We start from the raw sequence: 12,435 nt of genomic DNA on the forward strand, positions 1-12,435 counted from the left end.
CATATTCACCGGTGTGGAGGTGTGTGCCCGGGTCGTCGGTGTTAAGAGGGGGCCCTTCACCTACCGGAGGCGTTAAGAAGGGGCCCTTCCTTGCAGGTCTGACCGGCGTGTCCAGATCCGATTGGTAACGTCCGCTGCGTGCCGACCTCCCCGTCCCTGGCTGCCTCACCGGCCTCCGCGCCCCGCGCCGTACGCGACCGCCGGGCCGACCTGATCGTCACGCTGGCCGCGCTGGTCCTGGCGGTGTGGGTGACCAGCGGCCTCTGGCGCGACCCGAACGTCCGCACCATCACGGTCAACTCCAGCGACCAGGCGCTCTTCGAGTGGCTGCTGGCATTCGGCGGTCACGCGCTGACCCACGGGCAGAACCCGCTGTTCACCGATCTGATCAACGTCCCGGACGGGGTCAACCTCGCGGTGAACACCTCGATCACCGTGTACGCGGTGGTGTTCGCGCCGCTGACGTACCTGATCGGGCCGCCGGCCACCTTCCTGGTGATCCTCACCCTCAACCTCGCCGCCACGGCGTTGGCCTGGTACTGGCTGCTCTCCCGGCAGTTCGGCCTGAGCGGCGTCGCCGCCGGGGTCGGCGGGGTGTTCATCGGCTTCTCCCCCGGCATGGTCTCGCACGCCAACGCCCACCTGAACTGGACCGCCGGCTGGCTGGTGCCGCTGCTGATCTGGCGGGTGTTCGCGCTGCGCCACACCACGCACCGGCTGCGCGACGGGGCGATCCTCGGCGTGCTGGTCGCGGTCGCGTTCTCGATCGCCGCCGAGGGACTCTTCTTCACCGCGCTGGCCCTCGGCGTGTTCGTCGCCGTGTGGGGGCTGCACCCGGCCACCCGGGCGGAGGCGCGGGCGGCGCTGCCCGGCTTCCTGCGCGGGCTCGGGGTGACCGCCGTGGTCGCCGCGGTGCTGCTGGCGTACCCACTGTGGCTGCACTTCGCCGGTCCGCAGCGCTTCCACGGCACCGGGTTCGACGCGGTGATCCACTCGGAGGACGTCGCGGCCTACGCGGCGTACCCGCGCCGGTCGCTGGCCGGGGAGGTGGGGCTCGGTACCCGGCTCGCCCCGAACCCGACCGAGGAGAACTCGTTCTTCGGCCTGCCGCTGCTGGTGCTGGCCGTCGCCGCCTTCGTCCTGCTGTGGCGCCGCGCCGCGCCCGGTCGGCGGGCCACCCTCTGGGCGCTGGGCGTGCTCGGCGTCGGCTTCACGGTGCTCTCGTTCGGCCCGGTGGCGAAGGTCGACGGCCGCCGGTTCGACCTGCCGATGCCCTTCGACGTGCTCGGGCAACTGCCGGTGGTGAACGCCGCCCTGCCCGCCCGGCTGGCCCTGGTGGTGACGCCGGTGATCGGGGTGCTGCTGGCGTACGCCGTCGACCAGCTCCGCGCCGACCCGCCCCGGCGGCGTCCGGCGCGGCTGGCCTGGGCGGCGGGGTTCGCAGTGGCCCTGCTGCCGCTGTTGCCGACACCGCTGCTGACCGTCGAGCGGGAACCGATCCCGGAGTTCATCACCTCCGGCACCTGGCGGGAGTACGTCTCGCCCGGCGGGGTGCTCACCCCGCTGCCGCTGACCCTGGACGTCTACCCGGACGGCCAGCGCTGGCAGGCGTACGCCCTGGCGCACCGGCAGGGTGAGTTCGCCATCCCGTCCGGCTTCTTCCTCGGCCCCGGCGGCCCGGACGGGCGGGGCCGCATCGGCCCGCCGCCGCGGCCGCTCGGCGCGCTGGTGGACCAGGCGGGGCGCTCCGGGCTGGTGCCGATCATCACCGCCGGGACGATCGAGGAGGTCCGCGCCGACCTGCGGCACTGGCGGATCGAGACGCTGGTGCTGGCCGACCAGGTGCACGGCGCCAAGTGGCCGGTGGACGAGGACGCGATCCGGCGGACCGCGACGGCGCTGCTCGGGGAGCCGCAGCGGGTCGACGACGTGTGGGTGTGGCGGGTACCGCAGAGCTGAGCCACGGCCGGCGGGGACACCACGGCGGCGCGTGGTCGCGTCTAATGGGGTCATGGCCAGATCCCGGATCCGCGCCGCCGCCACCGCCGTCGTCGTGGTCGCCCTCGTGGCGGTGGCCGTGCAGGCGCCCATCTGGTGGGCCGCGCGCCGCGACCCGACCCCGGCCGCCGCGGTACCGAGCCGGGTGCACAACCCGTGGCTGTGGCAGGCCACCGTCGGGCAGCATCCGGTCGGCCCGGCGTCGGTGCTGTTCTTCACCGGCCGCACCCGCTATCTGGAGTCGACCGGCGTGGTCGTCGGGCGCGACGGCGGCTACCGGCTGTTGCCGATCCAGGTCGGAGAGGGCCACGGCCCGCTGTCTCCGGACGGCCGGTGGTACCTGCGGCCCGGCACCGGCGGACTGATCGACCTGCGGACCGGCGACGAGCGGCGTGCGCACCGGCCGGGGCTGCGTCCGCTGACCTGGTTCCCGGACGGGCGGCAGGTCGTCGCGACGCAGGCCAACGACGACGCGGTGCTGACCTACGGGCCGGACGGGGCGCAGCTCAACGATCCGTCGAAGCCGGACGACCTGCTCGCCGTCGACCCGTGGACCGGAGCCGAACGGGTGCTCCCGGTGGGCACCTTCGCCAGTCACGCGGCGGCGTCCTGGTCGCCCGACGGATCCCTGCTCGCGGTGGCCGGCCCGGTCAACCCGGGCGAGGAAGCCGCCGAGCGGCACCGGCTGGTGGTGACCGACCCGAGCGGCGGCGTGCGGTGGCAGGTGGACCTGGACGAGCGCCGGACGCTGGCCGGTCCCGCCGCCTGGTCGCCGGACGGGCGGCGGTTGGCGCTGCTGGCGTACGACGGTTGCACGGTCTGCCCCGACGCCGCCGAGCTGATCCGACGCGCGTGGCGGGTGGAGTACCTGGACGCCGCCACCGGCCGCCCGACGGGTGACGCCGTGCCGGTCACCGGCTCGGCGATGGAGCTGGTCGGCTGGCGGGGCGCCGACCCGGTGGTGAAGCGGCACTCCCCGGATGCCCACCACGAACGGCGGCACACCGCGCTGGTGGCGCTCACCGGCGCCGGGGAGCAGATCCTGCTGGACTCGCCGGCCGGCGTCAGTGACCTGGTGGTGCCCCGCGACCTGGTGGCCCGGGCCGCCTACGGCGGGCCGGTGCCCCGCCCGTCGCCGTTCGCCGCGCCGCCCTGGCTGCTCGTGCTGCTCGCCCTACCGGTGGTGCTGCTCGCGGTGGCGCGGTGGCGACGGCTGGCCCGCCGTCGCCGGCACGCGCCGGCGTCGCCCGGCGGTGAGCCGGCTCACCCGGGGTGACCGGCCGGTACGGGTCTAGGCTGGTCACGTGAGCGCGACGACCTCCGGCCTGACCGCCGTCCACGCCGGCCTGCTCGACTACCAGGCCGCCTGGGACGAGCAGCGCCGGCTGCACGAGTCCGTGGTGGCCGGCGAGCGCGGCGACACCGTGCTGCTGCTGGAACACCCGAGCGTCTACACCGCCGGCAAGCGCACCGAGCCGTGGGACCGGCCGATGGACGGCACTCCCGTCGTCGACGTGGACCGCGGCGGCAAGATCACCTGGCACGGTCCGGGTCAGCTGGTCGGCTACCCGATCCTGCGGTTGCCCGACCCGGTCGACGTGGTCGCCTACGTCCGACGCACCGAGCAACTGCTCATCGACGTGTGCGCCGAGTTCGGCCTGACCGCCGGCCGGATCGAGGGGCGCAGCGGGGTGTGGGTGCCGCAGGACGAGCGGGGTCCGGCCCGCAAGGTGGCCGCCATCGGCATCCGCGTGGCGCGGGGCGTCACCCTGCACGGGTTCTCGCTCAACTGCGACTGCGACCTGACGTCCTTCGACCGGATCGTGCCCTGCGGCATCCGGGACGCCGGGGTCACCTCGCTCACCGCCGAGCTGGGCCGCCCGATCACGGTGGCCGCCGCCCTGCCGGTGGTCGAGCGGCACCTGCCGACCCTCGTCGGAGCCTGAGAGACCCGACCCGGTCACCCGGTGCGCGCGGCGGCCATCAGGTCACGCAGTCTCCCCACCGGCTGGATTCCCGGTACCGGTGCGTGGTCGCCGACGACAAGCGTCGGCACGCCGGTCACCCCCCGTTCGACGGCCCGGCGGCGGTCGGCGCGTACCTCGTCGGCGTAGCGGTCGCCGTCGAGCAACACCCGCACCTCGGCGTCGTCCAGGCCCACCTCCGTCGCCAGGTCGCGCAGCGTGTGCGGGTCGGCGACGTCGCGCCCCTGCGAGTGGTACGCCCGCAGCAGGCGCTCCAGCATCGGACCGGCCAGCCCGCGCTCCCCGGCCAGCCGGCACAGCCGGTGCGCGTCGAAGGTGTTCACCGGACGGGCGCGGTGCAGATCCAGGTCCAGGCCCTCGGCGGCGCCGAGTTCGCGGATGCGTCGGACGCGGGCCTCCGCCCGGTCGCCCCACCACCGCGCCATCGCCTCGGCCGCCGTCGGCCCCGGTGACCGGCCCGCGTCCGGATCGAGTTCGTACGCCCGCCAGACGATCTCCGGCCGGGGGCCGGACAGCCCGCCGAGCGCGGCGTCCAGTCGCCGCTTGCCGATCCAGCACCAGGGACAGAGCACATCGACGTACGCCTCGACGACGGTCATCGGCCTCACGAGTCCTGTCGCCGTGGCCCGGGGCCGACCTCGCGTACCACGCGGAACGTCGGGCGGCTGCTGGTACGCGCCTCGGCCCGGCCGGCGAGCGCGGCCATGGCCGTGGTGATGGCGGCCATCCGCCCCTCGGTGTCCGAGGTCTCCACGAAGTGCCGGTAGTCGGCCTCGGTGGCCCAGTGCACGATGTTGACGACCCGGGTGCCGTCGGTGCTCGCGTGGAAGCGGGCCGACCGGTAGCCGGGGTAGAAGCGCACCCACCGTTCCTGGATCGCCGCGAAGGCCTCGACCACCTCCCGCTCTGTCTCCACCCCGTCCACCGCGTGCTCGATGATCGAATAGAAGCCGTCGTCCGTGGCCATCGATGAATCCCCTCCCCGCTCCCACCGCGACCAGCCTGCAACCTCCACCAAGGTTGAGGTCAATCCCCGGGTGGAGTGGGTTAGGGAGTCAGGCGGTTGAGGTCGCGGGGGAAGGCCGCGACCTCGCGGATGTTCCTGGCACCGGTGAGGCGCGCCACGAGGCGTTCCAGGCCGATGGCGAAGCCGCCGTGCGGGGGCATGCCGTGGCGGAACGCGTCGACGTAGCCGGCGTACGGCTCGACCGGCTCGCCCCGGGCGGCCAACGCCGCCAGGTAGTCGGCGTGCCGGTGCAGCCGCTGCCCGCCGGTGACCAGCTCCAGGCCGCGGAAGAGCAGGTCGAAACCGTTGGAGTACGCCGGCCGCGCCGGGTCCGGGTGGGTGTAGAAGGGCCGCTTGGCCATCGGGTACCCGGTGACGAAGAGGAAGTCCGAGCCGTGCTCGACCCGCGCCCACTCCCCCAGCGCCCGCTCGTGCGCCGGTGCCAGGTCCGGCTCGTCGGCCGGTGCGGCGGCGATCCGCAGCGCCTCGGTGAAGTGCACGGCCGGGATCTCCGCCGGCACCCGCGGCACCGCCACGTCCAACCGGGCCACGGCGGCACCGGCCCGGTCGACCACCGTGTCCAGCATCCCGGCGAGGGTGTCCCGCAGCACCGCCATGACGTCCCGGTGGTCGGCGACGTAGCCCAGCTCGGCGTCGAGCGACGTGTACTGCGCCAGGTGCCGGACGGTGTCGTGCGGCTCAGCGCGGAACACCGGACCCACCTCGTACACCCGCTCGAAGACGCCGACCATCAGCTGCTTGTAGAACTGCGGCGACTGCGCCAGATAGGCGGGCCGGCCGAACCAGTCCAGCGCGAACACGTTCGCCCCGCTCTCGGTGGACGAGGCGACCACCTTCGGCGTCTGGATCTCCACGAAGTCACGGGCGTCCAGGGCGGCCCGGAAACCGGCCACCGCCGCCGCCGAGATCCGCAGCGCCGCCGACCGGGTCGGGTGCCGCAGCGCGACCGGCGCGTGGTCGAGCTGGGTGGGCAGGGAGGCGGTGAGCGTCGGCCGGTACAGGTCGAAGGGCGGTGGTGCGGCGGGCGGGCCGAGTGGTCGTACCGTCGGGGCGGTCAGCTCGACCCCGGCGGATGCCGCAGTGTTCGCGACCACCGTGCCGACCACCTCGACCACGGTCTCCTCGGGCAGCGCCGCCACGGCCGCGCGTACGGCGGCGTCGGTGACCACCACCTGGGCCAGCCCGGCGGCGTCCCGCACGATCAGGAAGGCCACCGACCTGAGCAGCCGGCGACGGTGCACGTGACCGGCGATCCGCACGGTCTGGCCCACCTGGGCGGTGAGCTGGGAGGACAGGATGCGTTGCACAGCGGTTACCTCCTCGATCAATCGCAACGCGATCCCCGGGAGGTGTGGGCGAGCGGGATCCTCGCGGTGCCACCACACCTTCGCCCCCGCCGTGGGCGGGAGCCTCGTTCGTCGCCTTTTCACCGGGGCCAGCCGGGCGGGGTCTACTGGGTGTTAAGAAGGGGCCCTTCCTCTACACGAGGCGTTAAGAGGGTGCCCTTCCTTACCGTTCTTCCCGCAGCTCGGGAGGGTCTTCACGCGCCGCCGCCAGACCGCCTCACAGCAACCGGCGGCTCTCTCGTACTGGCGTCGCGGCGCCCTACTCGGCTCCGTCACAGCTTTGCGGCGCACGCTAGCACTCCCCCGGGTCGATGTGACGCGGATTTTTCCGGCTCTGGTGTCCGGCGTCACAACATCTGGCGCGTGACGGCGGTCGCCCGACGTGCATCGACCGGCACCGACGGGCGTAGGCTCGGTTTTGTGACGATCGAGCACTCCGCGCCGACGACCGGCCAGGCTGCGCGCCCCGCGACGCCCGCCCCCGAGGGGCGGCGGCTGCTGCGGATCGAGGCGCGCAACGCCGAGACGCCGATCGAGCGCAAACCGCCGTGGATCAAGGTCAAGGCCAAGATGGGCCCGGAGTACACCCAGCTGCGCGGACTCGTGTCCCGCGAGGGGCTGCACACCGTGTGCCAGGAGGCCGGCTGCCCCAACATCTACGAGTGCTGGGAGGACCGGGAGGCGACCTTCCTCATCGGTGGCGACCAGTGCACCCGGCGCTGCGACTTCTGCCAGATCGACACCGGCAAGCCGGCCGAGTTCGACGCCGACGAGCCCCGCCGGGTCGCCGAGTCGGTCGTGTCGATGGGCCTGCGCTACGCCACCATCACCGGTGTCGCCCGCGACGACCTGCCCGACGGCGGCGCCTGGCTCTACGCCGAGACGGTCCGGCAGATCCACGCCCTGCAGCCCGGCTGCGGCGTGGAGCTGCTGATCCCCGACTTCAACGCGGTGCCGGAGCAACTCGCCGAGGTCTTCGGCTCCCGGCCGGAGGTGCTCGCGCACAACGTGGAGACGGTGCCCCGGATCTTCAAGCGGATCCGTCCGGCGTTCCGCTACGAGCGGTCCCTGGACGTGATCCGGCAGGCCCGCGCCGACGGCCTGGTCACCAAGAGCAACCTCATCCTGGGCATGGGCGAGGAGCGCGCCGAGATCTCCCAGGCGCTGCGCGACCTGCACGACGCCGGCTGCGAGCTGATCACCATCACGCAGTACCTGCGCCCCAGCCCCCGGCACCACCCGGTCGAGCGCTGGGTCAAGCCGGAGGAGTTCGTGGAGCTGCGCGAGGAGGCCGAGGAGATCGGCTTCGCCGGTGTGATGAGTGGTCCGCTGGTGCGCTCGTCGTACCGCGCCGGGCGCCTCTACCGACAGGCGCTGGACGCCCGCGCGGCCACCCCGGTCGGCACCGCGAGCTGACGAAACCCCGGCCGCCGCGCCGGCACCGCGCCGCACGGGCCACCAGCCGGGTGCCATGATCAGCCCATGACCGCCGGCGTACGCGAGGAGCCACGCGACGCGCTGCGCGCGCTCCCGGCGGCCTGGACCCGGCTGCCGACCCTGCTCACCGTGCTGGCGGTGGTGGCCGGCATCGGGTACCGCCTCGGGCTGCTGCTCGCCGACGCGCCGCCGACCAACAGCGACGAGGCCACGATGGGGCTGGCCGCCCTGCACATCACGCAGGGGCGGGAGTTCCCGGTGTGGTTCTACGGCCAGCGGTACATGGGGACGCTGGAGGCGTACCTGGCCGCGCCGGTGTTCGCCTTGGCCGGACCGTCGACGTTCGCGCTGCGGGTGCCCACCCTGGCCCTGTACGCGGTCTTCCTGCTGCTGGCCTGGCGGCTGACGCTCCGGCTCACCGCGGACCGCTGGTTCGCCCTACTGGTCGTCGTGGTGCTGGCGCTCGGGGCGGACCGGGAGGTCAAGAACCAACTGATCGCCGGGGGCGGCTACCCGGAGATGAACGCCGCCGGGGTGGCGCTGGCCGTCCTCGGGTACGACCTGGCCGCCGGTCGACCCGGACGGCGGGGGCCGCGCTGGGCGGGCTGGGGGCTGCTCGCCGGTCTGCTGCTCTGGGTGGACCCGCTGGTGCTGCCGTACGTGGCCGGCCTCGCGCTGGTGCTGGTCGTCCTCCGGTGGCGGGAGCTGCGCGGTCAGGCCGGCGCGCTGCTCGGCCTCGGCGCGCTGGTCGGGGCCGCCCCGCTGCTGGTGGACAGCATCGTCGCCGGCCGCAGTCCCCTCGACGCGGTACTCGCCGCGGCCGGTTCCGGCCAGTCCGCCGGATGGGCGGACCGGCTGCACGGCGCACTGGTGCTCGGCCCCCCGCTGGGCATGGGCTTCTGCTTCCCGGGCCGGTGCGCCGGTTGGCAGCTCTGGTGGGCGGTGGCGCTGCCGCTGCTGCTGCTCGCCGCCGCGGTCACCGCGTGGCGCACCCTGCGCACCCCGGCCACCTCGGCTCGCCCGTCCGAACCGTCCGGGCCGGGTGCCGCCGGGTCGGCCCGACGGGCCCGGGCGGCCGTGTCGCTCGCACTGGTCGGCGGGGCGGTGGCCACCCTCGCCGGGTACGCGCTGAGCAGTTCGTCCGGGCGTACCCCGATCGAGAGTTCCCGCTACCTGTCCTGCCTGCTCCTCTCCGTACCGGCGCTGCTGTGGCCGCTGTGGGACGCGGCCCGGCGGTGGCCGGCGGCCGGTGGCCGGCGGGCCCTGGGCGGTGTCGCGGCGGCCGGGGCGCTGGTGGCGGTCCTCGGCACCGCCGGGGTCGCCACCGCCGGCGCGCTGGCTACGGTGCCGGCCGCCCGCGCGGAGCAGGCCCGGCACGACGTCCTGGTCGCCGCGCTGCGCGAGCGGGGGGTGCGGCACGTGTACGGCGGCTACTGGACCTGCAACCGGCTCACCTTCGCCAGTCGGGAGGACGTGGTGTGCGCGGTGGTCGACGACGACCTGACCCCGGGCCACGACCGGTACGGTCCCTACCGCAGGGCGGTCGAGTCGTCCCCGGACGCGGCGTGGCTCGCCTGGTCCGGCTCGCCGCTGCACGAGCGGCTGCGCGCCGACCCCGACTTCCAACCCCTGCTGACCGTCCCCGGCTGGCACGCCTACACCCGGTAAGGAAGGGCCCCTTCTTAACGCCTGCGGTAGAGGAAGGGTCCCTTCCTAACGCCCGGGGGCGGGATCGGACAGCAGGTTCAGGCGGTGTGCCAGCGCGGCGGCCTCGACGCGGTTGTGCACGTCCAGCTTCGCGATGATGCGGGACACGTGCACGCTGGCCGTCTTCGGCGAGATGAACAGCCGCTCGGCGATCCGGCTGTTGCTGTGTCCCTCGGCGACCAGCCGCAGCACCTCCCGCTCCCGGGCGGTCAGCAGGTCGGCCCCCGGCCGGCCCCGGGTCGCCCCCCGCAGGCCGACCCGCCGGGCCAGCGTGGCGGCCTGCGCGGCGAGCGGGGCCGCGTCGAGCCGGCCGGCCAGCGCGGCCACCTCGGCGAGCGCCTCGGCCACCTCGTCCCGCGCCCCCGCACCGGCGGCGGCCTCGGCCAGCGCGAGCAGCGCCCGGCCCAGCGGCCACGGCTGCCCGTCGGCCCGCCAGGCGGCCACCGCCGCACGCCAGGCGGGCAACGCCTCGTCACCGGCCGCCCGGCTCGCGGTGACCTGCGCCGCGTACGCCCGCTCGGCGGGATACCGCACCGGTACCCCGGCGGCCAGCGCGGCGACCCGGGCGGCGAGCGGGTCGTCGTCCAGGTGCCGGGCGACCCGGGCGAGCGCGGCCAGCACCGGCCACCCGTAGCGCGGGCAGCCGACCAGGCTGTTGTCGGCCAGACCGGTCTCCGCCGCGCGCCGGGCCTCCGCCTCGTCGCCGGTGGCGAGCGCCGCCTCCAGCCGCAGCTCGATGAGCGGCAGCCGCTGGTTCGGGTGCAGGTACGGCTTGGACAGGAAGCTCAAAGCCCGCCCCACCGACTCGTCCGCGCCCGGATGGCCCTGGGCCAGTCGCAGCCCCGCCCGCAGCTGCTGCCAGTGCGAGCCGGTGACCCCGGGCGGGTCGATCCGCGCGGCCTCCGCGCACGCCTCGTCCGCCTCCGTCCAGCGGCCCAGCGCGAGCAGCGCCTCGGCCCGGTTGGACAGCAGGTACGCGCCGGTGGACCGGCTGATCCCCACCCGCCGCGCCTCGGCCACCCCGTCGCCGGCGGCGCGCGCCGAGTCTTCGTAGCGGCCCAGCTCGAACAGCACGTCGGAGATGTGCACCAGGGCGCTGACCAGTGCCGGTACCGCCCCGGCGGCGCGGGCCAGCGCCTCGCAGCGACGCAGCTCGGCCAGCCCCAGGTCGGGTACGTCGTCCCGCCGTGCCGCCACGGCCAGTTGGATCGGCAGGTGCGCGTCCACCCCGCAGGCCCGCGCCGCGGCGGTCACCTCCGCGACGATCCGGGCCCCCTCGGCGGGATCCACCCGACCCAGGTGGGCGGCGACGTCGGCGAGCAGCCGCAGCCGTTCCGGGCCGTCCGGCACCTGCCGCGCCAGCCGGTACGCCTCCCGCAGCTCGGCGGTGCCGTCGCTCTTGCCGAGGGTGGCCAGCATCCGGCCCCGCCGGTCCAGCAGCCGGGCCGCGCGCAGCGGTTCCGCGTCGGTGTCCACCTCGCTCAGCGCGGCCCGGGTCAGGGTCAACGCCCGCTGGTAGTCGCCGGCGGTGGTGGCCGCCCCGAGCGTCTCCTCCAGCACCGCCAGGTGGTCCATGCCCAGCCGCTCGGCCGCGTCCGGCACCAGCTCCCACAGCTCCAGCACCCGCTCCAGCAGCCGGCTCTGCTCCGCGTACGCGTACCGGTCGGCGGCGGCGCGGGCGGCGGTACGCGCGGTCACCAGCGCGCGGGGGTGGTCGTGTGCGGCGTACCAGTGATGGGCGATCTCGGCCGGCGCGCGCCCGGCGGCGACGAGATGCGGCTGGGCCTCGATGGCGGCCGCGTAGCGGGCGTGCAGGCGCGCGTGCTCGCCCGGCAGCAGCTCGTCGTGCACGGCCTCGCGGACCAGCGCGTGCCGGAACTCGTAGTCGCCGTCCGGGTCGGCCACCACGAGCTGAGCCGCGACGGCGGCCCGCAGCGCGTCCTCCAGCTCCGCCTCCGGCATGCCGGCGACCTCGGCGAGGAGTTGGTGGGCGAAGCGGGTGCCTCCGGCGGCGGCCATCCGCAGCACCCGCTGGGCCGCGTCGGGCAGCCGGTCCACCCGGGCCAGCAGCAGGTCACGCAGGGTCTCCGGCAGGGCCGCGCAGCCGACCGGGTCACCGGCGGCGGCCAGCTCCTCGATGAAGAACGGGTTGCCCTGGGTGCGGTCGTGGATGTCGTCGACGGCGCGGGCGGCCGGCTCGGCACCCAGCAGGTCGGCCAGGATCGCCGCGGTGCCGTCGCGCTCCAGGCGGCCCAGCTCCACCCGCTCGACGGCGCGGGCGCGGTCCAGCTCGGCCAGGAACGGGCGCAGCGGGTGGCCGCGGTGCAGTTCGTCGGTGCGGTACGTGCAGACCAGCAGCAGCCGGTCGGTGCGCGCCGCCCGGACCAGGAAGCCGATCAGGTCCCGGGTGGAGCGGTCGGCCCAGTGCAGGTCCTCGATCACCAGCACCAGTGGCTGCTCGGCGGCGAGCCGACCGAACAACTCCGCGACCAGGTCGAACAGGTAGCCGCGCGGCGCGTCGGAGGCCCCGGCGGCCGGTAGGGCGGCCCCGAGCGGCCCCCGCGCCAGTTCGGGGAGCAGTCGGGCGAACTCCGCCTCGTATCCGTCGAAGACCGCCGGCCCGTCGCGGCGCAGCACCGCCCGCAACGCCGCCGCGAACGGCGCGAACGGAAGGCCCGCCTCGCCGAGTTCGAGGCACTGCCCGACCAGCAGCCGCGCGCCGCCGGTGACGGCCAGGCCGCCGAACTCCTCCAGCAGCCGCGTCTTGCCCACCCCGGCCTCACCGCCGACCAGGACGGTGGTGGGTTCGCCGGTCCGGGCCCGGGCCAGGGCGTCCCGCAGGGCGGCGAGCTCACGCTGGCGGCCGACGAGGACGGTGCAGGCGGCGCGTGCGGTCACGGCACCGAGCATGCCAGACCTCCCGCCGTACCCCGGC

9 protein-coding genes are annotated in these 12,435 nt (G+C 75.1%); 5 read left to right on the forward strand and 4 right to left on the reverse strand.

Annotation, left to right across the window (positions count from 1 at the left end):
- Positions 1-138: 138 nt before the first annotated feature.
- The 3 genes from D7223_RS03900 to lipB are packed head-to-tail and all read left to right on the forward strand — an operon-like array spanning position 139 to position 3,944.
- Positions 139-1,959, forward strand: a complete 1,821-nt coding sequence (locus D7223_RS03900) for a DUF6311 domain-containing protein (RefSeq protein ID WP_120724833.1) — start codon at positions 139-141, stop codon at positions 1,957-1,959.
- A 52-nt stretch (positions 1,960-2,011) separates the two neighbouring features.
- A complete protein-coding gene (locus D7223_RS03905; RefSeq protein WP_120724835.1) occupies positions 2,012-3,274 on the forward strand; it encodes a TolB family protein in 1,263 nt (420 codons plus the stop codon).
- 28 nt (positions 3,275-3,302) lie between these two features.
- Positions 3,303-3,944, forward strand: coding sequence for a lipoyl(octanoyl) transferase LipB (gene lipB, locus D7223_RS03910; protein ID WP_120724837.1), 642 nt, complete (start codon positions 3,303-3,305; stop codon positions 3,942-3,944).
- A 14-nt stretch (positions 3,945-3,958) separates the two neighbouring features.
- Here lipB and D7223_RS03915 read toward each other — a convergent pair whose 3' ends face one another.
- The 3 genes from D7223_RS03915 to aspS form a co-directional block, all read right to left on the reverse strand.
- Positions 3,959-4,582 (reverse strand): DsbA family oxidoreductase, encoded by a 624-nt coding sequence (locus D7223_RS03915; protein ID WP_120724839.1) that lies wholly within the window; start codon positions 4,580-4,582, stop codon positions 3,959-3,961.
- Between the two features lie 5 nt (positions 4,583-4,587).
- On the reverse strand, positions 4,588-4,950 hold the full coding sequence (locus tag D7223_RS03920) for an antibiotic biosynthesis monooxygenase (RefSeq protein ID WP_120724841.1): 363 nt from the start codon (positions 4,948-4,950) through the stop codon (positions 4,588-4,590).
- A gap of 80 nt (positions 4,951-5,030) precedes the next feature.
- On the reverse strand, positions 5,031-6,317 hold the full coding sequence (gene aspS, locus D7223_RS03925) for an aspartate--tRNA(Asn) ligase (protein ID WP_120724843.1): 1,287 nt from the start codon (positions 6,315-6,317) through the stop codon (positions 5,031-5,033).
- A 402-nt stretch (positions 6,318-6,719) separates the two neighbouring features.
- On the opposite strand from aspS, the gene lipA reads away from it, so the two are divergent.
- Complete coding sequence (lipA, locus tag D7223_RS03930) at positions 6,720-7,772, forward strand: lipoyl synthase (protein ID WP_120724846.1); 1,053 nt, start codon at positions 6,720-6,722, stop codon at positions 7,770-7,772.
- A 66-nt stretch (positions 7,773-7,838) separates the two neighbouring features.
- Entirely contained in the window at positions 7,839-9,461 is a 1,623-nt protein-coding gene (locus D7223_RS03935; RefSeq protein WP_120724849.1) for a hypothetical protein, read from the forward strand.
- Positions 9,462-9,506: 45 nt separating this feature from the next.
- On the opposite strand, the gene D7223_RS33910 is transcribed toward D7223_RS03935, so the two are convergent.
- Positions 9,507-12,398 (reverse strand): ATP-binding protein, encoded by a 2,892-nt coding sequence (locus D7223_RS33910; protein ID WP_272948667.1) that lies wholly within the window; start codon positions 12,396-12,398, stop codon positions 9,507-9,509.
- Positions 12,399-12,435 lie beyond the last annotated feature (37 nt).

The organism is Micromonospora endolithica (assembly GCF_003626595.1).
In the GTDB taxonomy this organism is placed as follows: domain Bacteria; phylum Actinomycetota; class Actinomycetes; order Mycobacteriales; family Micromonosporaceae; genus Micromonospora; species Micromonospora endolithica.